At 73.7% G+C, this 22,390-nt stretch carries 20 protein-coding genes; 9 read left to right on the top strand and 11 right to left on the bottom strand.

Annotated elements, in window-relative coordinates; all coding sequences use genetic code 11:
* Positions 1–104: 104 nt before the first annotated feature.
* Positions 105–1,580 (bottom strand): DNA-binding protein NsdB, encoded by a 1,476-nt coding sequence (locus OIE69_RS33115; RefSeq protein WP_326577973.1) that lies wholly within the window; start codon positions 1,578–1,580, stop codon positions 105–107.
* Positions 1,581–1,975: 395 nt separating this feature from the next.
* Here OIE69_RS33115 and OIE69_RS33110 point away from each other — a divergent pair, with 395 nt between their 5' ends.
* Together OIE69_RS33110 and OIE69_RS33105 are read left to right on the top strand one after the other, a co-directional pair.
* Positions 1,976–3,070, top strand: a complete 1,095-nt coding sequence (locus OIE69_RS33110; RefSeq protein ID WP_326577971.1) for an aminoglycoside phosphotransferase family protein — start codon at positions 1,976–1,978, stop codon at positions 3,068–3,070.
* Between the two features lie 318 nt (positions 3,071–3,388).
* Positions 3,389–5,398, top strand: coding sequence for an N-acetylmuramoyl-L-alanine amidase (locus OIE69_RS33105; RefSeq protein WP_326577969.1), 2,010 nt, complete (start codon positions 3,389–3,391; stop codon positions 5,396–5,398).
* Here OIE69_RS33105 and OIE69_RS33100 read toward each other — a convergent pair.
* From OIE69_RS33100 to OIE69_RS33070, 7 genes are all read right to left on the bottom strand, one after another.
* Complete coding sequence (locus tag OIE69_RS33100; protein ID WP_026251371.1) at positions 5,361–5,861, bottom strand: hypothetical protein; 501 nt, start codon at positions 5,859–5,861, stop codon at positions 5,361–5,363. The genes OIE69_RS33105 and OIE69_RS33100 overlap by 38 nt on opposite strands.
* 49 nt (positions 5,862–5,910) lie before the next feature.
* Positions 5,911–8,793, bottom strand: a complete 2,883-nt coding sequence (locus OIE69_RS33095) for an ATP-binding protein (protein ID WP_326577966.1) — start codon at positions 8,791–8,793, stop codon at positions 5,911–5,913.
* 384 nt (positions 8,794–9,177) lie between these two features.
* Positions 9,178–9,417 (bottom strand): DUF397 domain-containing protein, encoded by a 240-nt coding sequence (locus OIE69_RS33090; RefSeq protein WP_018561140.1) that lies wholly within the window; start codon positions 9,415–9,417, stop codon positions 9,178–9,180.
* 108 nt (positions 9,418–9,525) lie between these two features.
* Positions 9,526–10,704 (bottom strand): thiolase domain-containing protein, encoded by a 1,179-nt coding sequence (locus tag OIE69_RS33085; protein WP_326577963.1) that lies wholly within the window; start codon positions 10,702–10,704, stop codon positions 9,526–9,528.
* Positions 10,701–11,774 carry a thiolase domain-containing protein gene (locus OIE69_RS33080; RefSeq protein WP_326577961.1) on the bottom strand — a complete coding sequence of 358 codons (1,074 nt, stop codon included), beginning with the start codon at positions 11,772–11,774 and terminating at the stop codon, positions 10,701–10,703. Before OIE69_RS33080 ends, OIE69_RS33085 begins: the two co-directional genes overlap by 4 nt.
* Positions 11,771–12,724, bottom strand: coding sequence for an OB-fold nucleic acid binding domain-containing protein (locus OIE69_RS33075; RefSeq protein ID WP_326577959.1), 954 nt, complete (start codon positions 12,722–12,724; stop codon positions 11,771–11,773). Before OIE69_RS33075 ends, OIE69_RS33080 begins: the two co-directional genes overlap by 4 nt.
* 20 nt (positions 12,725–12,744) lie before the next feature.
* The gene (locus OIE69_RS33070) at positions 12,745–13,548 is read right to left on the bottom strand and encodes a crotonase/enoyl-CoA hydratase family protein (protein ID WP_326577957.1); all 804 of its coding nucleotides are present in this window, start codon (positions 13,546–13,548) and stop codon (positions 12,745–12,747) included.
* A gap of 257 nt (positions 13,549–13,805) precedes the next feature.
* On the opposite strand from OIE69_RS33070, the gene OIE69_RS33065 reads away from it, so the two are divergent.
* The 7 genes from OIE69_RS33065 (at position 13,806) to OIE69_RS33035 (ending at position 19,159) form a co-directional block, all read left to right on the top strand.
* On the top strand, positions 13,806–15,437 hold the full coding sequence (locus OIE69_RS33065; RefSeq protein ID WP_326577956.1) for an acyl-CoA synthetase: 1,632 nt from the start codon (positions 13,806–13,808) through the stop codon (positions 15,435–15,437).
* Between the two features lie 49 nt (positions 15,438–15,486).
* Positions 15,487–16,107, top strand: a complete 621-nt coding sequence (locus tag OIE69_RS33060) for a hypothetical protein (protein ID WP_326577954.1) — start codon at positions 15,487–15,489, stop codon at positions 16,105–16,107.
* 67 nt (positions 16,108–16,174) lie between these two features.
* Positions 16,175–16,696 (top strand): isochorismatase family protein, encoded by a 522-nt coding sequence (locus tag OIE69_RS33055; protein WP_089226808.1) that lies wholly within the window; start codon positions 16,175–16,177, stop codon positions 16,694–16,696.
* Positions 16,687–17,379, top strand: a complete 693-nt coding sequence (locus OIE69_RS33050; protein ID WP_326577950.1) for an aminoglycoside phosphotransferase family protein — start codon at positions 16,687–16,689, stop codon at positions 17,377–17,379. The genes OIE69_RS33055 and OIE69_RS33050 overlap by 10 nt, the downstream gene beginning before the upstream one ends.
* Positions 17,380–17,388: 9 nt before the next feature.
* Positions 17,389–17,937: a chloramphenicol phosphotransferase CPT gene (gene cpt / locus OIE69_RS33045; RefSeq protein ID WP_326577948.1), complete on the top strand. Its 549-nt coding sequence runs from the start codon at positions 17,389–17,391 to the stop codon at positions 17,935–17,937.
* A 215-nt stretch (positions 17,938–18,152) separates the two neighbouring features.
* Entirely contained in the window at positions 18,153–18,740 is a 588-nt protein-coding gene (locus tag OIE69_RS33040) for a cysteine dioxygenase (RefSeq protein ID WP_326577946.1), read from the top strand.
* Positions 18,737–19,159, top strand: coding sequence for a rhodanese-like domain-containing protein (locus tag OIE69_RS33035; protein ID WP_326577944.1), 423 nt, complete (start codon positions 18,737–18,739; stop codon positions 19,157–19,159). The genes OIE69_RS33040 and OIE69_RS33035 overlap by 4 nt, the downstream gene beginning before the upstream one ends.
* On the opposite strand, the gene OIE69_RS33030 is transcribed toward OIE69_RS33035, so the two are convergent.
* From OIE69_RS33030 to OIE69_RS33020, 3 genes are all read right to left on the bottom strand, one after another.
* Positions 19,128–19,826 (bottom strand): alpha/beta fold hydrolase, encoded by a 699-nt coding sequence (locus tag OIE69_RS33030; protein WP_326577942.1) that lies wholly within the window; start codon positions 19,824–19,826, stop codon positions 19,128–19,130. The two genes, OIE69_RS33035 and OIE69_RS33030, sit on opposite strands and share 32 nt — an antisense overlap.
* 83 nt (positions 19,827–19,909) lie before the next feature.
* The gene (locus OIE69_RS33025) at positions 19,910–20,731 is read right to left on the bottom strand and encodes a universal stress protein (RefSeq protein ID WP_326577940.1); all 822 of its coding nucleotides are present in this window, start codon (positions 20,729–20,731) and stop codon (positions 19,910–19,912) included.
* A gap of 77 nt (positions 20,732–20,808) precedes the next feature.
* Positions 20,809–22,377, bottom strand: coding sequence for an acyl-CoA synthetase (locus OIE69_RS33020; RefSeq protein ID WP_326577938.1), 1,569 nt, complete (start codon positions 22,375–22,377; stop codon positions 20,809–20,811).
* Positions 22,378–22,390 lie beyond the last annotated feature (13 nt).

Genomic DNA, 22,390 nt, shown 5'->3' with positions numbered 1-22,390 from the left:
CGGCCCATTCGGCGTCGAGTCGGCTGGTCCCGCGCATCCATGTCCGCGATGCCTGTGATGTCTGCGGCATCCCCGTCGTCCACGTCCTCCGCTCGGTGCTCCGCTCAGATCACGGGGCCCCTGCGCTGGGGTCCGCTCGGCAGCGCGATCTCGATCTCCTCACGTAGGTCCTGGATCCCGGTGAAGTCGGAATAGCGGGCCGTCAGCCGGTACATCTCGCGCAACCGGTCCCAGGTACGCAGCGACGAGTTCTGCCTTATGGTCAGCAGCGCCAGTCGCGCGTAGCGGTCCGCCTGCTCCGGGTCGTCGGCGATGAAACAGGCCGAGGCCAGTGAGATGTAGTCGAAGATGTTGGACCGGTCCCGGCCCTTGTCGCGCAGTTCCAGCGCCTGTTTGGCGTGCTGCTGTGCCGTCCGTGCGGCCAGCGGTTCGTACTCGGCGAGGGTCCGGTACGCGAGCGCCTGCATGCCGTGCAGATCGGCCTCGTCGAACATCTGCATCCAGCTCGGCGGCGGGACGTCGCCGCGGTCGGTGGCGAAGAGGTCCTCGGCCTTGCCCAGGGTGCGGCGCATCGCCTGGCCGTGTCCCATGGAGGCCTGTGCCCAGGCCTCGATGGTGCAGAGCATGGCCCGGGTGCGCGGCAGAGTCTCGTGCCCGGAGCCGGACTGCGCCAGCTTCATCAGGTCCAGGGCGTCGTCCGGCCGGCCCAGGTGGACCATCTGCCGGGCGGCGCGTGAGAGCGCCTCGCCGGCCCTCGGCCGGTCGCCGCCCTCACGGGCGGCGTGCGCGGCGATGACGAAGTACTTCTGCGCGGTGGGCTCCAGGCCCACGTCGTGGGACATCCAGCCCGCCAGGACGGCGAGGTTGGCCGCCACGCCCCAGAGCCTTCGCTTGAGGTGCGGGGGGTGCTGGTAGGCGAGCATGCCGCCCACCTCGTTGAGCTGACCGACCACCGCCTTGCGCTGCAGCCCGCCGCCGCGGGACGCGTCCCAGGCGCGGAACACCTCGACCGAGCGCTCCAGCGCCTCGATCTCCTGGGAGCCGACGGGGGCCGCCTCGTAGCGGTCGTAGGAGGCGGCGTCGGCGGTGAAGGGGTCGTGGGTGGTGGGGGCGTCGGCCGCGAGCGCCGGATCGGTGTGCAGCCAGTCGTACATGGCGCTGCTGAGTGCGGAACCCGCGGCAAGCGCGGCTCCCGCGCCCACCAGACCGCGTCGGTTGAGCATGAGGTCCATTCCCGTGAATTCGGTGAGGACCGCGGCTGTTCGCTCCGGTGGCCAGGGCAGTCCGTCGGCGCTGACGGACTGCTTCCTTCCCGTACGCCGATGCCGGCCGAACCCGAGATCCTCGATGGTTACGACACGGCCGAGACGCTCGGTGAACAGGGCCGCCAGCACGGTGGGCACGGGTTCGCGGGGAGATTCACCGGTGTCGATCCAGCGGCGCACGCGCGAGGTGTCCGTCGCCAGCTGCGGGTGGCCCATGGCCGCCGCCTGCCGGTTGACGAGTCGCGCGAGCTCTCCCTTGGACCATCCGGTGAGTGCGAACAGGTCCGCTAGCCGTGTGTTGGCTTCCTTGTCCATCCAAGCCCCCAGGTTCCTCGGCACTGTTGACACTAACGGCCGGTCAGCGCCGCCGCGAGCATTCGCCATGGTTCGCCAGGGTGCGCCAGATGGTCTGCCACCCGCACGCGGTGGTCAGGTAGGAACGCGCCACTCGGCCCGGCACTCGCCGGCTCGCGAACGGTCGCATATGAACAACTTTCGAAAAACGCCGATCAGCGTTGAACAACTCGAGAGGCATGTGCGTACTGGTACGCGAGGGGCGTACGGCGCGTGGACAGTTCGGACCGCCGGCCCGGACCCGCATTCCCCAGGGTGCGGGACCGGACGCCGACTCCGGCTCCGGATCCGTCCACGCGCCGGCCCCGCCACCTCGTCAAGAGCTCGTTGGCACACGAAGGGATCTGTCTCCCCATATGTATTCAGCATCGTCCTCCGTGTCCGCACCGCCCCGGCCGACCCAGATCCCGGGGTTCACCGGGACAGGGACCGCCATACGTCCTCGCCCGGTGCTGCCCGCTCCGCGCCGAGGCGCGCCGGGGACCTCCCATCCGCTCAGCGGGAGGCTCGACTTGACCGGACCCCAAGGCGCGCAGCTGCGCTCGGCCGTCGCCTCGGTGCAGCGCATCTGCCCTGAGTTCACGCCCGTCCAGATGCTGCGGCGCAGCGGCCGCTCGGTGCTGCTGGTCGGCACCTCGGGCCGCGCCCCCGCGGTCGCCAAGTGCCTGCTGGACCACTCCCCCGCCTGGGTGGAGCGGTACCGCCACGAGATCGCCGCGTACCGGGCGTTCGTACGGCACCGGCCGCCGGTCAGGGCGCCGCGGCTGATCGCCGCCGACCCCGAGAGCTGCACGCTCGTCCTGGAGCGCATGCCCGGACGGGTCGCGGCCCTGCAGCGGCACCCTACGGAGGCCCCGCCGCGGGCGGACGTGCGGATGGCGCTCAGCGCGATCTCCCGGGTCAACATGTGGCGTCCGCCGGCCGGGGTCTTCGACGCCCCGATCGACTACGCGGCGCGGCTGTCCCGCTACCACGAGCTGGGACTGCTCACCGACCGCGACATGGGCGACCTGCAGAAGCTGCTGCACGGACTGGCGCACGCACAGGGCCAGTTCAACCACGGCGACGCCCTGCTCTCCAACATCCTGCTGTCCCCGGCCGGGCCGGTGCTGGTCGACTGGGAGCACGCGGGCTGGTACCTGCCCGGCTACGACCTGGCGGTGCTCTGGATGATCCTGGGCGACGACCCGGCCACCCGGCGGCAGATCAGCCAGATGGCACAGGCCGCGGGACCGATCGCGCGCGACGCCTTCCTGGTGAACCTGATGCTGGTGGTCACCCGCGAGATCCGCACCTACGAGACGGCCGTGCAGCGCACGATGCGCAGCACCGTCCCGGCGGGTCCGGGCGCGGGCGAGGCCGGCGAGGAGCAGCGGCTGCTGCTGCGCCGGTTGCACGACGACGCGGGCCTCGCCCGGCGGGCCGTCAGGGCCGCCGTCGGCACCAGGTGACCCCCCGGCCGGTTCCCGGACGGAAGGGGAGGAACCGGTGCGTGACGGACGGCGGCGTACCGCGGTCGCGGACCCGGAGTCCAGGGGAGTGTTCTCCGGTGCCGTCGCGGTGCCGCCCGAGCGGCTTCACGGCCGGGGCGGCACCGCCGGTGGTCCAGTCCACTGACGCACCGCAGGCCACGGCGCCCGTGCGGGGAAAGCTCCCGCATGGGCGCTGACATGCGTAAACAGTGATCCCATCGCACAGTTGACGGATCGTCGACCAACGGATACCTCTGTGGTGCCGAACGGCCCCGTGCGTCACCACAGGAGGCTGCAGTGCGAGGAACCCCCCACAACGCGAGACGCCCGCGCAAGGTCGTCACCGCCGCAACGGTCACCGTGGCCGTCGGCGCCCTGCTCTCCGCGCTGTCGCCGCTCCCCGCGGCCGGCGCGACCCCGGAAGAGCGGGACGTACCGCTCCGGCAGGCCTTCGAGGACGCCGCGGAACGCCACCACGTGCCGGAGAGCGTGCTGATGGGCGTGGCCTACCTGGAGTCGCGCTGGGACACCCACCGCGGGCTGCCCAGCGTCACCGCCGGATACGGCCCGATGCACCTGACGGATGCCCGGGCGGCGCTCACCGACTTCCCCCGAAGGGGCGATGGCGGTGACGACCCGCGCGGCGACGTAGGACGTCCCCTCACCGACGTCGGACCACCCACCGTGGACACCCGCGCGCTGCCGCCGACGCTCACGACGCTGGACCGCGCCGCCGGGTTGACCGGGCTGCGCGCCCAGCAGCTGCGCGAGGACCCGGCGGCCAACGTCGAAGGCGGCGCGGCGCTGCTGGCCCAGGCCCAGAAGTCGCTGGGTGCGCCGCTGAGTCCGGACCCGGCGCGCTGGTACGGCGCGGTGGCCCGCTACTCGGGCGCCGACGACTCCGCCACCGCCTCGGTCTTCGCCGACGACGTCTTCCAGGTCATCCGGGACGGCGCCACACGCACCACGGACGACGGGGAGACCCTCACCCTCGCCGCGCACCCCGGTCTCGCGCCGGACACCTCACGGCTCCGCTCCCTGGGCCTGCGCACCGTCACCGCGGACGGGACGGAGTGCCCGCGCACGATCGCCTGCGAGTGGCTCCCGGCCCCGTACGAGGAGTACGGCACGGACGACTACGGCAACCACGACCTCGCCGACCGTCCGCACGACCAGAAGATCGACTACATCGTCGTGCACGACACCGAGGCGACCTGGGACACCACCCTCCAACTGGTGCAGAAGCCGGACTACCTGGCGTGGCACTACTCGATCCGCTCCGCGGACGGCCACGTCGACCAGCACGTGCGGACCAAGGACGTCGGCTGGCACGCGGGCAACTGGTACGTCAACGCCAAGTCGGTCGGCATCGAGCACGAGGGCTTCCTCACCGACCCGGGCACCTGGTACACGGAGGCCATGTACCGGGCGTCCGCGCGGCTGGTCCGCCACCTGGCCCGGCGCAACGGCATCCCGCTGGACCGGCAGCACATCCTCGGCCACGACAACGTCCCGGGGCCGACCCCGGCGAACATCCCGGGGATGCACACCGACCCCGGCCCGTACTGGGACTGGGCGCACTACTTCCAGCTGCTGGGAGCGCCCTTCCGGCCGACCGCCGGGCCGGGCAGCGCCCTGGTGACGATCGCCCCGGACTTCGTCTCCAACCGGCCGGTCCACACGGGGTGCGCGACCGCCGGCGACACCTGCCCGTCCCGGGGATCCACGGCCGTCCGGCTGTACACCGAGCCGCGCGAGGACGCCCCGCTCGTGAAGGACACCGGCCTGCACGGGGAGGCCCCCTCGACGACCGGGGTGAACGACACCGGTGCCCGCGCCTCGACCGGCCAGCAGTTCGCGGTGGCCGAGCGGCGCGGGGACTGGACGGCGATCTGGTACCTCGGCCAGAAGGCCTGGTTCCACGACCCCAGGGGACACCGGACCGCCCTGCCCGCCACGGGCTTGCTGGTCACGCCGAAGGAGGGCCGCGGCGAGGTCCCGGTGTACGGGCGCGCCTACCCGGAGGCGTCCGCCTACCCGGCGGGGGTCCCGGTGCAGCCGGAAGCCCCGCTGCCGTACAGGCTCCTCGCGGGCCAGAGCTACGCGGTGGGCCAGGCGACGCGCGGCGAGTACTACCGGGCGGTCACCTTCGACGCCTCCCAGCACGTGGTGGTGCGCGGCGAGCAGCTCTACTACGAGATCCAGTTCGGCCACCGGGTGGCCTGGGTCAAGGCCGGGGACGTGGCCCTGCGGCCCTCCTGGGCCCCGTTCAGCCCTGCTGGAACATCTCCGCGGGGAGGGGCTTGAGCAACTGGTAGAGGTCGTCGGTGATCGGACGGTCCCAGGTCGCGATGGTGACCAGGACGCCGTCGCTGCGGTCGAACTGCGTGCAGGCGATGCGCCCCTCGGAGAGCTTCACCTTGCGCACGATCAGCAGGTTGTCACCGTGCATGACCGGGGTGTCCTCGGTGCCGACGACCTCCACCGGCTCGTCGTTGCCGAGGGCCAGCATGAGCTGCGCGACCTCGAAGGGGATCTGGCCCTCTTCGAGGTCGCGGGCCGGCGAGCCCTCGGGGAGGTTGCCGATCAGCATGGCGGGACCGCGCCCGCCGAAGAGGTCGTAGCGCAGGAAGATGCCCTGGCAGCTGCCGTCCTCCCCGGGCAGCAGCCCGGCGCCGAGTTCCCCCGGCCAGTCGCCCGGGTCCATGGCCAGGACGTCGAATTCCGGCCCTGTGGGCGTTGCGGCGCTGCGGCGGCGGAGGAACGACATGCGCCCATCGTACGGTCCCCGGGCGGCCCGTGTGCCCGGGGTCGCGTCGCTACGGTGCCAGGGCCCTGGCGAGGCCCGCCCGGTCGGTGCCGATCTTGCGGTAGACGGCGGAGAGCAGACGGGTGACGCTCTCCACGTCGGTGTCCAGACCCGCGGCGATCTGCTCGTCGTCCTCGCCGCGGGCGGCCCGTGAGGCGGCCGTCCGTTCCTGGGCGGTGAGGGCGTCGGTCTCCGTGGTGCGGAGCCTGCGCGGGCGGAGTCCGGCGGCGGCGAGTTCGTCACGGGCGCGTTCGGCCAGGGTGTCGGCGCCGCAGTGGACAGCGGTCTCCAGACCCCGGTAGAGCTGCTCGGCCGCCTCGGGGAGCCGGGCCTCGCGGCGCAGGACGGCGCCGTGGTCGACCATGGCCCGGGCCAGCTCGTAGCCGGCGGGTGAGCGCTCCAGATGCGCGACCGCCTCGTGCAGCAGCTTCAGCCGGTCGGACTCCGCGGCCACCTCGGCGGAGACCCGCAGCGCCTGGCCGATCGCGGACGCGGTGCCGTACTGGCGGGCACGCTCGACGGCGTCGGCGGCGGTGGCACGGGCCCGCTCCGGGGTGTCCCGGGCCTCGGCGAGCGCGAGGTGGAGCTTCCACGGCGACCAGCCGGGGTTGCGCATGCCCCGGGGGTCGAGTCGGCGACCGCACGCCTCGAGCTGGGCGATGGCCTCGTTGACCATGCCTCGTTCGAGCAGCAGCCGGCCGTAGACCGTCTGTGCGTCGGGGAAGGTGACGGCCGCCGGGAAGGGCTCGCGGAAGTCGTACTCGTCGGCGAGGGCCGTTGCCTCGCGGACCCGGCCCCGGGCGAGCAGGATCTCGACGAGGATCGCCACGGTGTACCAGACGACCGGGGTGCCGCGGCCGACGCGGTCGGCCAGCCGCAGGCCGTCGCGGGCGAAGTCCTCCGCCTCGGCGAGCCGGCCGCGGCGGTAACGCACGTAGCCGAGCAGGGAGTAGCCGAAGGCGAGGTGGGCGCCGCGCCAGCCCTGGCGCTCGTAGTCGCCGATGCCGGCGGCGAAGAGCTCCTCCGCCCGGCCCGGCCGGTCGGCGTACATGTACGTCATCGCGACGAGGACCGGTACCTCGAACCCGAAGTCCTCGCTGGCCCAGGGCAGGCCGCCTTGCAGTGCCCGGTCGGAGTGCCGCAGCGCGGTCTCGGCGGGCTCGCCGCGCAAGGTGGCGTCCCAGGCGCGCAGTCCGATGATGTAGCGCTCGGTCAGGTCGCGTCCGGTCAGCCGGTCGGCGAGGCGGGTCAGCCTGCGGGAGCGCGCCGGTGAGTCCGGTTCGTCGGAGCGGAAGGCGTCCCACATGAACTGCTCTTCCTGCATCCGCAACCGGGCCCGCGCGTTGGTGGCGGTACGGGCGGCCTGCCCGACGGTGTCCGCGGCCTCGCCGAGCCGGTCGGAGTGGGCCAGCGCCTGGGAGAGCCGGTAGGTGATCGCGTCGCGCAGCGCCGGGTCGACGATCGGCTCCCCGAGCGCGGCACGCAGGTGGTTGACGGTGGTGGCCGGCTCGGTGAGCAGGGAGGAGCAGCCCAGTTCGAAGAGCACGGCCGCCCGGTCCTCGAAGGGCGGCGGCTCGCGCAGCGCACGCGCGAGGTAGCGGCGGGCCGCGTCGGGGGCGCCGGCCCGGGCGGTGTCCCTGGCGGCCTGGCGCAGTTGGCTGACGACCCAGGGGTCGCCCTCGGGGTGGGTCTCCAGCAGGTGGCGGGCGGCCGCGGAGGGGCCGAGCCCGGCGTCCACGACGGACCAGGCGGCCTGGCCGTGCAGGGCGACCCGGACGGCGTCGGGGATCGCCCGGTACACCGCGGTGGCGATGAGGGGGTGGACGAACTCCAGTACGTCGCTGCCCGTGAGGATGCGGGCCTTGCGCAGCCGGTCCGCGGCGTCGGCGGCCTCCTCGCCGCCCAGGCCCGCCACGCTCGCGGCGATCGCCGGCGAGATGGACGTGCCGAGGACGGCGGCGGCCCACGCCATGCGGACGGTGGAGGTGCCCAGGCGCTCCAGGCGGGCGATGAGTCCGCTGCCCTTGGCGGCGGCGGCGAGGTCGCGCAGGAGGTGCGCGCTGGACTCGTCGGGCCGCAGGGCGCGGTCGAGGACCTTGGCGGTGAGCTCCACGGCCTCGAAGGGGTTGCCGGCGGTGACGGCCCAGGCCTCGCGGCAGAAGGCCTCGTCGGCGTGCTCGCCCACGGTCTCGCGGACGAGCCGGCCGATGGCGGCCGCGCTGAGCGGTTCCAGGCCGAGCGGGCGGGTGCCGGAGCGGTCGGGCAGCCCGCGGAACGCCTCGGCCTGGGCGGGGAGTTCGTCGGGCCGGTAGGCCACGACGACGAGCATCGGGAGCTCCTCGGCGCGGGGTGCGAAGGCGGCCAGCCAGCCCAGCGACTCCGGGTCGGCCCAGTGGGCGTCGTCGAGCACGAGGACCACGGGGGCCCGCCGGACGGCGATGTGGGTGAGCACCCAGTCGAGTCCGTCCGCGAGGCCCTGCGGGTCGGGGGGCGCGCCCGCGCCGTCGGTGCACAGTCCCAGGGCGGGGCCGACGATGCCGTACCAGCTGCCGAGGGTGGAGCGGAGCACCTCGTCGCCGGCCCCGGCGAGCTGGGGCTGGAGCAGTTGGCGGGCGACGTGGAAGGCGACGCCCTGTTCCTGGTCGCCGCCGCGGGCGTACAGGACGGTGCAGCCGAGGGCGGAGGCCCGGCGCCGGGTCTCCGCGAGCAGGGTCGTCTTGCCGAGGCCCGCGGGGGCGGCGAAGGCCAGCACGCCGCCACGCCGTGTGCCGCTGCGGGGATGGCCGCCTTCCGCCCGTATGCCCGTGAGTTCGGCCAGCGCCTCGTCGACGGCCACGAGTTCGGCCTCGCGTTCGAGGAGCGGCCTCCGGGACTTCGGTGTGCGCCGCGCCATAGTGCACCCCCTGCCCCTGATCCGGCGCGCGCCGGGAGCGCGCCGGTGTTACTCGGACACCTGTCCGGTGGCACCTCAGCGTACGCCACCGGGGACCCTGCGTGAGTGGATAAATGCGAACTGGTGACGGCTGTTCAAAATCGTCCGAGGAATGATCGACTGTGCTCGATCAGGTGCGCCCACATGCGGGAATGCGTAGCCACGATGCCCCCGGCACATGCCCGACGGCTATGGCATGACGTGCCGTCGGGTGCGTTCACAGGGGGCGTACAACGGGCGCGGCCGACCGGCGGACACGGCCGGCGCGCAGACCTCGGGCCGGGTGCGCCGGCAGCTCGCCGCCATGGACGAGGGCGGGCCGCCGGAAGCACCCGTGAGGTTCCGTCAGGTGAGGTCGAACTCGCCGTCGCGGGCCCCGAGGACGAAGGCCCGCCACTCCGCCGGGGTGAAGATCAGCGAGGGCCCCTCGGGGCTCCTGCCGTCCCTCATGGCGATATAGCCCTCGACGAAGGCGATCTGGACGTCTCCCGTGCCCTGGCTGCTCGACTGCCATGTTGCGTTGGCCAGATCAAGCTGCGGCTTCTTCCCGTTGGCCAACGGCGATCCGATCGTGCTCTCGGCCACGTCCGTTCTCCTCCCGACTCCGTCGTCCGGGCCAGCCTAGCGACCGTGCCGGGGCCCGGACAGGTCATGGAAGAACCTGCCCGGTCCCGGTACCGGTTCATGCCCGCTTCACTCTCCGGGGTGCCCGGATCCGACCACCCACATGGCGAAGAACTGCGAACCGCCGCCGTACGCGTGACCCAGCGCCAGACGTGCGCCGTCCACCTGGTGCCCGCCCGCCGTACCGCGCACCTGGAGGGCGGCCTCGGCGAAGCGGATCATCCCGGAGGCGCCGATCGGGTTGGTGGACAGCACACCACCCGAAGGGTTGACGGGCAGGTCGCCGTCGAGCTCCGTCACCCCCGACTCGGTGAGCTTCCAGCCCTCCCCCTCCTGTGCGAAACCGAGGTTCTCCAGCCACATCGGCTCGTACCAGGAGAAGGGCACGTACATCTCGACGGCGTCGATCTGCCGCCGCGGATCGGTGATGCCGGCCTGCCGGTAGACGTCGGCCGCGCAGTCGCGTCCGGCCCGCGGGCTGACGAAGTCCTTGCCCGCGAACATCGTGGGCTCGCTGCGCATCGCCCCGCCGTGCACCCAGGCCACCGGGCCCGGGGCGCGGCGCCCGCCCGCCTCGTCGGTGAGCACCATCGCGCAGGCGCCGTCGGAGGAGGGGCACGTCTCGGAGTAGCGGATCGGGTCCCAGAGCATGGGCGAGGAGCGCACCTTCTCCAGGGTGATGTCCTTCTCGTGCAGATGGGCGTACGGGTTCCGCAGCGCGTTGCGCCGGTCCTTGTACGCGACGAGCGCGCCGACGGTGTCGGGCGCACCCGTGCGCCGCATGTAGGCGCGCACGTGCGGTGCGAAGAACCCGCCCGCCCCGGCCAGCAGGGGCTGCTGGAAGGGGACGGGCAGCGACAGTCCCCACATCGCGTTGGACTCGGACTGCTTCTCGAAGGCGAGCGTCAGGACGGTGCGGTGCACCCGCGCCGCCACCAGGCTCGTCGCGACGAGCGCGGTGGAGCCGCCCACGGAACCCGCGGTGTGCACCCGCATCATGGGCTTGCCGACCGCGCCGAGGGCGTCGGCGAGGTAGAGCTCGGGCATCATCACGCCCTCGAAGAAGTCGGGGGCCTTGCCGATGACGACCGCGTCGACGTCCGCCCAGGTCATCGACGCGTCCACCAGCGCACGGTGGGCCGCCTCGCGGACGAGTCCCGCGATGGAGACGTCGTGCCGCGCCGAGGTGTGGTGGGTCTGGCCGACCCCGACGACCGCGACGGGCTCCTTGCCGTTCACCGCGCTCATCGGTCTTCTCCTTCCAGGACGGCGACCAGGTTCTGCTGCAGGCAGGGCCCGGACGTGGCGTGGGCGAGCGCCCGGCGGGAGGCGCCGCGGTGGATGCGGGCGGCGGCCTCGCCGAGCCGGATCAGGCCGGCGGCCATCACGGGGTTGGCGGCGAGCGGGCCGCCTGAGGGGTTGACCGCCACGTCGTCCCCCAGGCCGAGTGCCTTGCGGAGCACGACCTCCTGGGAGGTGAAGGGGGCGTGCAGTTCGGCGGTGTCGACGGGCGCGTCGAAGGCCCCGGCGCGTTCCGCGGCCAGCCGGGTGGAGGGTGAGTCGGTGAGGTCGCGGACACCGAGTGCGTGGGCCTCGATGCGGTGGTCCATGCCGCGGATCCAGGCGGGGCGTTCGCACAGCCGCCGTGCGGTGTCCCCGGCGGCCAGCACGACCGCGGCCGCGCCGTCGCCGACCGGCGGGCAGTCACCCCGGCGCAGCGGCCGCACCACGTACTCCCCCTGCGGCCGGTCGCCGGCCTCCTGCGCGTACGGATTGGCGCCCGCGGCGGTCCGGTTGCGGCCGGCGACGGCGGCGAGCGCGGCCTCGTCCGTGTCGCCCGCGTCGATCAGCGCCTGGGCCTGGAGCGCGGCCAGGGCGACGGAGTCGGGCCACAGCGGTGCCAGGTAGTACGGGTCGAGCTGGCGGGTCAGCACGTCCCGCAGCCGCCCCGGCGAGGACTTGCCGTAGGAGTAGACGAGGGCGGTGTCGGCCTCGCCGGTGAGCAGTTTGACCCAGGCCTCGTACAGCGCCCACGCGCCGTCGGTCTCCACGTGCGACTCGGAGATCGGCGGCCAGGCCCCGACCCCGTCCAGTGCCATGGTGAAGGAGAAGGCCCGGCCCGCCAGGTAGTCGCAGGAGCCCGAGCAGGTGAAGCCGATCTCCCCCGCGGTGAGGCCCACCTGGTCCAGCACCTCGTGCAGGACCGGCATCAGCATCTCGACCTCGGAGAGCGCGGCGCTGTCTCGCACGTGCCGGGTCTGGGCGAAGGCCACGATGGCCACGTCCCGGCGCGCCTCGGGCCTCGTCCGCGTGGTCACAGCAGCTCCTTGTAGGCGTCGTAGTCGGCGTCGGGCTCGCCGGTGGGCCGGTAGTGGTCGGGGTAGCGGCCGTCGCCGGTCCAGACGGGCTCGACGCGCAGTCCCATGCGCACCTGGTCGTACGGGATGCCGCCGATGCGTCCGTGCAGGGCGAGGCCGGCGCCGTCGAGGGCGATGTGGGCGTAGACGTAGGGCACCTCGATGTCGAGGCCCCTGGCCTTGATGTTGACGATGCAGTAGGTGGTGACCGTGCCGCGCGGACCGACTTCGACCTGCTCGTCGGTGGCGACCCCGCAGGTGGGGCAGGCGCCCCGGGGCGGGACGTACACCTTGCGGCAGGAGGGGCAGCGCTCGCCGAGGGTGCGGCGCTCGGCGAGGCCCGCCAGATAGCGGCTCTGGGCCCGGCCGGGGGCGTGGGCGTACTCCAGCCGGGCGGGCACGGTGATGCCGGTGACGGGTTCGGTGAACGCGCCGGTGTGCGCGGCCGCCTGGGCCTCCGTGGCGGCGGTGCCGTCCGGGGCGGGTTCGAAGCACGCGATGTCGGTGACGGCGCCGGTGCGCCGTTCGGCCCAGCGGACGCGCACGCGCATGCCGGTGCGCACCGCCTCGGGGCCGGGTGCGTCCAGGACGTGCAGCAGGGCGGTGTCGGCGCCGTCGAGGCGGACCAGGACCCAGGCGAAGGGCGTGGACATCGGCTGCTGGGGCCGCGGGGACGGGTTCCAGGCCCAGGTGGTGACGGTGCCGGTGGTGCCGACCTCGACGAGGTCGCGCAACTCCTGCGCGGTGACCGGGTCGTACTCGACGGGCGGTACGAGGACCCGTCCGTCCCCGGTTCGTACGCCGAGGACGGTCCGCTCGCGAAGGCCGGTGAGGAAGGCGCTCTGCACCGGGCCGAGGGATCGGGTGAAGGGGAATTCGACGACGAGGGACGCGGTGAGCGGTTCGGGCATGGCGGTGGTGACCTCCCGTGTCAGGCGCGGCGGTAGACGGGCGGGCGCTTCTCGCCGAAGGCCTTGGCGCCCTCCTTGGCGTCGGCGGTGGCGAAGACGGGCCAGCCGCGCTCCAGTTCGGACTTCAGCGCCTCCGTCTCGGTCAGCTCCGCGGTCTCGTAGACCGAGGCCTTGACGGCCTCGACGGCCAGCGGGCCGTTGGCGTTGACCAGGGCGGCGATCTCCAGCGCCCTGTCCAGGGCGGTGCCGTCGGGGACCACGTGGCCGACCAGCCCGATCCGCTCGGCCTCGGCGGCGGTGTAGGGGCGGCCGGTGAGCAGCATCTCCAGGGCGTGCGTGCGCGGTATCTGCCGGGCGAGGCGGACGGTGGAGCCGCCGATCGGGAAGAGGCCGCGGCGCACCTCGAAGAGGCCGAAGACCGCGCTCTCCCCCGCGACGCGGATGTCGGTGCCCTGGAGGATCTCGGTGCCGCCGGCCACGCAGGGCCCCTCGACGGCGGCGATCACCGGCTTGCGGGGGCGGTGGTGTCGCAGCATGGCCTTCCAGTGCAGGTCGGGGTCGGCGGTGAGCCGCTCCCGGTACTGCTGCCCCGCCATCCCGCCGTCGGCGGCCAGGGCCTTGAGGTCCATTCCGGAGCAGAAGGCCCCGCCGGCGCCGGTGAGGACCACGGAGCGGATCGCGTCGTCCCGGTCGGCCTCCGTCCAGCCGTCGTGGAGTCCCACGAGCATGGGCAGGGAGAGCGCGTTGCGCGCCTCCGGCCGGTTCAGGGTCAGTACGAGTGTCGCGCCGACGCGCTCCACCGTGAGGTGTTCGGTGCCGCCCATCGCCGTCCTCCCGCGTCGCGTACCGGACCTGGGCCCTGTCGTCGAAGTCCCTCCCCCAGCCTTCGGCCGGGGGAGCTACTTCGACGACCGGGCCTAGAACAGGTTGCAGTAGGCGCAGGTCGAGTTCAATACTTTTCTGACTGTCAGTCAGATTCTTGTCGCGGGACCCCTTCACAGCCCCCTCACGGGGTGCTCTGATGACCGGCTGGGAGCCGGTCGCGCACCCGGTCCCCCGGCCCCCGGTCAGGAGGAGTGCCGTGGAGTACAACCTTGCCGACCTCTTCGAATCGGTCGCCGACACCGTGCCCGGCCGCGAGGCGCTGGTCCACCTCGACCACCCGGGTACGGGCGCCGAGCGCCGGCTCACGTACGCCGGGCTGGACGCCGCGGCCAACCGCCTCGCCCACCACCTGGCGGCGCAGGGCGTCGCCCCCGGCGACCACGTGGGCCTGCACCTCCTCAACGGCGTCGAGTACCTGCAGACGGCGCTGGCCTGCATGAAGATCCGCGCCGTCCCGGTCAACGTCAACTACCGCTACGTCGCGGACGAGCTCGTCTACCTCTACCGCGACGCCGACCTCACGGCGCTCGTCTTCGACGCCGGGTTCACCGGCCGCGTCGCGGCGGCCCTCCCCCGCACCGAACGGCTGCGCCACCTGATACGGGTCGGCGCCGCGCCCCCGGACGCGCCCGAACCCGCCGTCACACCGGTCGGCTTCGCCGATGCGGAGGCCTCCGGCTCACCCGACCGCGACTTCCCGGCCCGCTCCGCCGACGACCGCTTCATCATCTACACCGGGGGCACGACGGGCATGCCCAAGGGCGTCATGTGGCGCCACGAGGACCTCTTCTTCTCCGGGATGGGGGGCGGCGCCCCCACCGGCGTCCCCGTCTCCCGGCCCGAGGAACTCGCCGAACGGGTCGCGGCGGGCGGCGAGGGCCTGGTCTTCTTCCCCACGGCGCCGCTGATGCACGGCACCTCCACGCTGACCGCCTTCATCGGCTTCCACTACGGCCAGAAGGTCGTCGTCCACAGCAAGTACGCGCCCGTGGAGGTGCTGCGCACGATAGAGCGCGAGAAGGTCACCAGCGTCTCGCTGGTCGGCGACGCCATGCTGCGCCCCCTCGCCGACGCCCTGGCCGGACCGCTCAAGGACACCGACGTCTCCTCGCTGTTCAGCCTTTCCAGCTCCGGCGCGATCCTCTCCGAGACCGTGCGCGACCAGTTCCGGGCGCTCGCCCCGAACTGCATGATCCTCAACAACTTCGGCTCGTCCGAGTCCGGCTTCAACGGCACCGCCACGGACGACTCCGGTCCGCGCAGGGGCTTCCGGCTGCGCGTCAGCGCGCACATCGCGGTGGTCGACCCCGCCTCCCTGGGGCCCGTGGCCCCCGGTGAACCGGGGCGCATCGCGCTGCGCGGCCACGTGCCGCTCGGCTACTACAACGACCCCGGCAAAACCGCCCGGACCTTCTTCGAGCGCGACGGCGAACGCTGGGTGCTGCTCGGCGACATGGCGACCGTCGACGACGAGGGCGTCGTCACCGTGCTCGGACGCGGCTCGCAGTGCATCAACACCGGTGGCGAGAAGGTCTACCCGGAGGAGGTCGAGGAGGCGCTGAAGGCCCACCCCGACGTGTACGACGCCCTGGTCGCGGGCGTGCCCGACGCGAAGTGGGGCCACCATGTCTCGGCCGTCGTCCAGCTCCGCGAGGGCGCCCCCGCGCTCTCCCTGGAGGAGGTCCAGACCCACTGCCGGGCCCGCCTCGCCGGTTACAAGGTGCCGCGCAGCCTCGTCCTCACCCCGCTCATCCAGCGCTCCCCCAGCGGCAAGGCCGACTACCGCTGGGCCCGCACGGTGGCCGCGGAGGGCGCGGCCGGGGGCTGAACTCCGGTGTGCCCCGCGGGCGCACCGGCCTCTGCCACCATGAACGGCCATGAGGCGGAAGACGGCGGACATCGCGACGGCGGCCCTGGAGCGCGGACCGTTCGCCCCGGGCGGCACGACCATGGACAGACGGAGCGTGGACCTGGACGGCGGTCCTGTCGCGGCCGGCGTCTGGACCGACGGTGGCCTCGGGTTCGTCCTCGTCCTGCACCGCAGGAGGGACGGGTTCGCCGCGAGCGAGCTGTATTGGTCCACCCGGGGACCCGATCTGCGGTGGACCGTGGCCGAGCACCTGTCCGGGGGTCTGACCGGATGCGACCCCGCGTATGCCTCGTCGTGGGAGGCGGTTCTGGCCGACGCGGCGTTCACCGTGCTCTCCTCGTCGGAGTCGCTGCTGTCGACGGGCGCCGACGTCTTCGAGGAGGAGGACGAGGGGGAACTCGTAGGCGTCCACGAGCTTCTGGTGAGCCGGCGGGTCGTCCACCTCCGCATCGAGAGGTCCGCCCTCGGGGTGGGGCCGTCGTACGCGCCGCACACGGTGCGGAAGCAGCCCTTGGCTTCGCCCTTCGCCCTGGTGGCCGTCCGGCCCGCTGAACGCGTCTACGTGGTCGCGGTGGAGCGGGACGGCACGGCGGGCGAGGGCGTCGAACTCCTCCCACCGACGGGATGAACGCGGTCGTGCACTCGATCGACGGGCGGCCCTTCGCACGGGCGGCCCCGCTCCTTAAGGTGTGCGCATGACGCGTCTCGAGGCCCAGCGCACCGCACTTGTCGTGATCGACCTGATGGAACGCATCGTGGAGCTGCCGTTGGCCCCGCGGTCCGGTGAGGAGGTCGTGCTGGCGTCGCTCGGACTCGCGGCGGCCTTCCGGGAGGCGGGGGCACCGGTCGTGCTGGTGCGCGTGGAGCGCCCCGGGGTCGACGAGCAGCCGCCGGGGAGCGAACTGGTCGAGGGGCTGGAGCGGGAGGGCGACCTCGTGATCGTCAAGCGGACGGTGGGCGCCTTCCACGGCACGGGGCTGGACGGGGAGTTGCGGGCGCGCGGCGTCGACACCCTCGTGGTCGCCGGCATCGCGACGAACATGGGCGTCGAGTCCACGGCCCGCGCCGCGGCCGACCACGGGTACGAACTCCACTTCGCCGAGGACGCGATGACCGCGCTCAGCGGCGCGGAGCACGAGGCCGCGGTCACGCTCGCCCTCCCGCGCTTCGGGACCGTGGCCCCCGCCGCGGAGCTGGTCAAGGCACTGTGGAGCTGATCGGCGCGGGCCGCGACGCCGACGTCTGGGCCCTCGACAGCACGCGGGTCCTGCGCCGCTACCGGCACGGCGGCTCGGCCGACGAGGAGGCCCGGGTGATGGCCCACCTGGCCGGGGTGGGTTTCGCGGTGCCCCGGGTGCACGACGTGAACGGCGCCGACCTCGTCATGGACCGCCTCACCGGGCCCACCATGGCGCAGGACCTGGCCCGCAGGCCCTGGCGGGCACACTCCCACGGCCGGCTGCTGGCCGGCCTGCAGGCGTCCCTGCACGCCGTCCCGGCACCCGGCTGGCTCCGCCGCCGCTTCGGCACCGGGGATCCCGCCCGCGACCGCGTCCTCCACCTCGACCTGCACCCGGAGAACGTGATCCTCACCCCGGACGGGCCGGTGCTGATCGACTGGAGCAACACCGCCGGGGGCGACCCCGCCGCCGACACCGCGCTGACCGTCGCCATCCTTCGCGGCGTCAGCCTGGGCCCCGTCCGCAACACCGGACTGCGCCTCTTCCTCACCGGCTTCCTGCACGCCGCCCCCACCCACCCCGCCCCGCGCATGGCCGAGGTGATCACCGCCCGCCTCGCCGACCCCAACCTGCAGCCCGCGGAGGAACGCAGGCTCAGGCGCTTCGCCCGCAGTGCCCGAGCGGCAATTGACTCGCGTACCCGCGAGGTGGGCTCCTAGCCTGGCGCGATGGCGTACCAGGTGATCGTGCTCAACGGCGGCTCCAGTTCGGGCAAGTCGGGCATCGCGCGCTGCCTTCAGGCGGTGCTGCTGCCGCAGGCGTGGCTGACGTTCGGCACCGACACCCTCGTCGACGGGATGCCCGCCGGGCTGCGGGGCTCCGGGCCGGGCGCGGGCATCGGCTTCGGCGCGGACGGCGTCGTGTCGGTCGGCGAGGCCTTCCGGGCCCTGGACGACGCCTGGGCGGTCGGCATCGCCGCCATGGCGCGGGCCGGGGCCCGGGTGATCGTCGACGAGGTGTTCCTCGGCGGCCCCGCCTCGCAGGACCGCTGGCGGCGGGCCCTGGACGGCCTGGAGGTGCTGTGGGTCGGCGTCCGCTGCGCGCCCGAGGTGGCGGCGGGCCGGGAGACCGCGCGGGGCGACCGGGTGGCGGGCATGGCGGAGGCGCAGGCGGAGGCGGTGCACCGGGGAGTCGGCTACGACCTCGAAGTGGACACGACACACACCGAGTCGATGGAGTGCGCGCGGATCATCGCCGCGCGTGTGTCACCCATGTGACGGCTGCGACGGTGACCGCGACGGAACGGCCGGTCCTGTGCTTTGATGGCGGCATGCGCACGAACATCTGGAACCTGGGCCCCCTGTGGCCGGGACGCCGTGCGCACCACTTCGACCAGAGCTGTCGCCGGGGCTGACCTCCGCAGCCCCGACCACCCCATGACCTGCCCCCGCCCAGGCGGGGCACGTCGTGTTCCCGCTCTGGAGCCCTTCCCATGGCCCTGCACGACCGGGCGAGCGGTCCCACCCCGCTCGTCCTCCCGCAACTGCGCGCGCTCGTCCTCGGCTACGCCGCCGCCGTCGAGGCCGGCGTCCACCTCCCCGTCCACCTGCCCGACCGCCGCTGGTACACCAGGCTGCACCAGGACCCCTACGTGGACGTCTGGCTGATCACCTGGCCCCGCGACACCTCCACCGAACTCCACGACCACGCGGGCTCGCTCGGTGCCCTGAGCGTCGTCGACGGCACCCTCACCGAGCACCGCTGGCTCCACGACGACCGGGGCCGCGGCCGCATCACGACCCGTGAACTCGCCGCGGGCGGCGGCGCGGGCTTCCCCCTCGGGCACGTCCACGACGTCGTCAACGCCTCCGCCGCGCCCGCGGTGAGCGTGCACGCGTACTCGCCGCCCCTCACGGCGATGTCGTACTACGCGGTCGACGACGCGCGCTCCCTGCGGCGTACGCGTACCGTGCTGACGGACGAGCCGGAGCCCTCCGCGGTGCCCCGCGCCGTCCCCCTGTCACGTGCCCTGACCGTGACCGCGTCCGTGTCCTCGACCGCTCCGGAGGCCGTCCGATGAACCCGTCCACCACCGTCGGTTCCGGCATCGACCGGATGCTCGACCGCGCCCGGGCCCGCCTGCGGCGGGTCGGGCCCGAGGACGCGGCGGCGGAGATCGCCGCGGGTGAGGCGCTGCTGGTCGACATCCGCCCGGCCGCGCAGCGGGCCCGGGAGGGCGAGTTCCCGGACGCCCTGGTGATCGAGCGCAACGTCCTCGAATGGCGGCTGGACCCGCTGAGCGACGCCCGGATCCCGGAGGCCACCGGCCCCGCCGTGCGCTGGATCGTGGCGTGCTCCGAGGGCTACACCTCCAGCCTCGCCGCGGCCTCGCTCCTGGACGTCGGTCTGACCCGGGCCACCGACCTGGAGGGCGGTTTCCAGGCGTGGCTGCGGGCCGGGCTGCCGGTCAGGGACGGGGCGCCGGAAGGAAACCGCTGACCTCGGCGAGGAAGTCCGCCGGGCGTTCCCCGTGGACCAGGTGCCCCGCTTCCACGGCCACCAGCCGCGCCCCCGGCACGCGGGCGGCGATGGCCGCGATCCCGTCCTGGGGGACATGGCTGCCCGCTCCGCCGGCCAGGACGAGGGTGGGGCAGTCGATCGTCGCCAGCAGCTCCCACCAGCCGGGGTCGGGGGCGTTGCGCCAGCGGTTGACGGCCGCGATGACCCGCCAGTCGCAGGTCTCGTCCCCCTCCGGGCCGGAGGGCACGGCCCGCGGCGGCACCTCCGGGTCCGGCGGCACGGGCTCCTCCAGCACGAGGGCGGCCAGCCGGGACGACCGCTCCGCCGCCACCAGGTAGGCGACGACCGCACCCATCGAGTGCCCGGCCAGCACCACCGGCTCGGGGCCGAGGGCGTCCAGGAAGGCGACGACGTCGTCGCGCATGGCCTCGAAGGCGTACTCGCCCGGCCGGTCGCTCGCGCCGTGGCCACGCAGGTCGGGGGCGTACACCCGGTGGGTCGCGGCCAGGGCGGGCGCGACGGGCTGCCAGTCGGCGCCGTCCGCGCCGCGTCCGTGGAGGAGCACGAGCGGCGGCGCGTCCGGCTCGCCCCAGGTGCGGTAGGCCATCCGGATGCCGTTCACGTGCAGGGTGTGGAGATCGCTCACCCGGGCGACGCTACCCGTCGGCGGCGGACGTCACCCGTCCGGCGGCACCCTTCCGCTCAGGGCTGAGGCGGTCCGCGCGGGCGTCAGTGCGGGACGACGGCGACCGCGCAGGCTGCGTGGTGCAGTACCGCGTGCGCCACGGGGCCGAGGTGCGGGCCGACGCCCCCGGGCCGGTTCCGGCACCGCCCGACGACCAGCAGCGAGGCCCCGGCCGCCGCGTCCACCAGGGGCTGCGCGGCGCTGCCGGCGGCGACCTCCTCCGTGATCTCCACACCGGGCACCTTCTCCCGCCACGGCGCGAGGGCGGCCTGCACCGCGTGCCGCTCCGCCGCCGAGATCTCCGCGCCGCAGGTGGGGTCCATGGCCGCGGGGACGTATCCGTACGTCGGGGGGTACGACCAGGCGTGGACGACCCGCAGCTGCGCCCCGCGCCGCCGCGCGTCCTCCAGCCCGAAGGCGATCACCTCGTCGGCGCCCTTGCGCAGGCTGAAGCCGAGCACCACGGGCCGGCGGTCGTCCCCGGTCTCCTCCTCCTGGCCGGTGCGGACGACCACGACGGGACCCTCCGCGCGGGCCAGCGTCGTCTGCCCGACGGAACCGAGGAGGAAGCCGCCGAGCCCGCTCAGCCGCTGCGAGCCGAGGGCCAGCAGATCGCTGCGTCCCGCTTCCGCGACGAGCAGTTCGGCCGGCGGGGCGTCGGCCACGTCGGTCGTCACGGGCAGGTCAGGATGGCGCTCGGCGAGCTCCTGTGCGGCGTCGCGCAGCAGCGCGTCGCCGTACGGGTGTCCCCCGGCGTGCACCAGGCGCAGCTGCACGGATCTCCGCAGCGCCTCCCCCGCCGCCCAGTGCATGGCGGCGCGGCTTTCCGGCGAGCCGTCCAGGCCCACGGTGACGGGTCGGGTCATCGGATGTGCCTCCCTCGCCTCCACAGTAGGCGCCGCCGCCCCGCCCGGCGCCCCGGCGGGGCCGGGCGGTCCCGCCGTCACAGGGGCCGTGCGCGGCCCTCCCAGTACGGGTCGCGGAGCCGGCGCTTGTAGAGCTTGCCGTTGGGGTCGCGGGGCATCTCGGCGACGAAGTCCACCGACCGCGGGCGCTTGTAGCCCGCCAGGCGCTCCTCGCAGTGGGCCAGGACGGAGGCGGCCAGTTCCGTCCCCGGCTCGTGGCCGGGGGCGGGCTCGACGACGGCCTTGACCTGCTCGCCCCAGTCGTCGTGGGGGATGCCGAAGGCGGCGGCGTCGGCGACCGCGGGGTGGCTGAGCAGGGCGGCCTCGATCTCGGCGGGGTAGATGTTGACCCCGCCGGAGATGATCATGTCGATCTTGCGGTCGCGGAGGTAGAGGTAGCCGTCCTCGTCCAGGTAGCCCAGGTCCCCCACGGTGAAGAAGTCGCCGATGCGGTTCGCCCGGGTCTTGGCCTCGTCCTTGTGGTACCGGAAGCCGGGGGTGTTCATCTTGATGTACACGGTGCCGAGTTCGCCGGGCGGCAGCCGGTTGCCGTCGTCGTCGTGGACGGCGATCTCGCTGATCGGCCACGCCTTGCCGACCGTGCCGGGCCGCTTCAGCCATTCGGCGGCGGAGGCGAAGGTGCCGCCGCCCTCGCTGGCCGCGTAGTACTCCTCGACGCACGGCCCCCACCACTCCAGCATGGCCCGCTTGATGTGCTCGGGGCAGGGCGCGGCGCCGTGGACGGCGTGCCGCATCGAGGAGACGTCGTGGCGGCTCCTGACCTCCTGGGGGAGGGCCAGCAGCCGGTGGAACTGCGTGGGCACCATGTGGGTGTGCGTGCAGCGGTGGACGTCGATCAGCCGCAGCATCTCCTCGGGCGTCCACTTGTCCATCAGGACGACCGGGTGGCCGATGTGCAGGGCGGCGCCGGCGAACTGCAGCACGGCCGTGTGGTAGAGCGGCGAGCAGACGAGGTGGACGTTCCCGTCGAAGGGGCGGATGCCGAAGATGCCGAGGAAGCCGCCGAGGTACGTCTCCTCGGGGGGCCTGCCGGACAGGGCGCGCCGGATGCCGCGGGGGCGGCCGGTGGTGCCGGAGGTGTAGTTCATGACCCAGCCGGTGGTGCGCTCGTCCGGCGGGGTGGCGGGCATGCCGGCCGACAGCTCCGCGTAGGGGCGGAAGCCCTCGACGCCCGTGGCACCGACGGCGTAGCGGCGTGTCCCGGGCAGACCCGCCTCGTCGGCGGCGGCGCGGGCCTGGTCGGCGAAGCGCTCGTGGGCGACGAGCACCTTGGCGCCGGAGTCGGCGACGATCCAGGCGATCTCGGGCCCCACCAGGTGGTGGTTGACCGGGACGAGGTAGAACCCGGCCTGGAAGGCGGCGAGGTACGCCGTGAAGAACTCGGCGCCGTTCGGCAGCACGACCGCGAAGGCGTCGCCGGTTCGCAGGCCCGCGGCGCGCAGTCCGTGGACGAGGCGGTTGCACTCCTCGTGCAGCCGCCGGGCGCTCCACCGTTCGCCGTCGGGAGCGGTGAGCACGATGCGTTCCGGGTCGGCGTCGGCCTGGCCCCAGAATCCGTTGGGGGCGCCCGCGGTGGTCGATGTCATGGCTGCCGCCTCC

The organism is Actinacidiphila glaucinigra, from assembly GCF_035918135.1.
Classification (GTDB): Bacteria; Actinomycetota; Actinomycetes; order Streptomycetales; family Streptomycetaceae; genus Actinacidiphila; species Actinacidiphila glaucinigra.
Note: the sequence above shows the minus strand (reverse complement) of the source record. Positions and strands in the feature narration are given on the sequence as shown.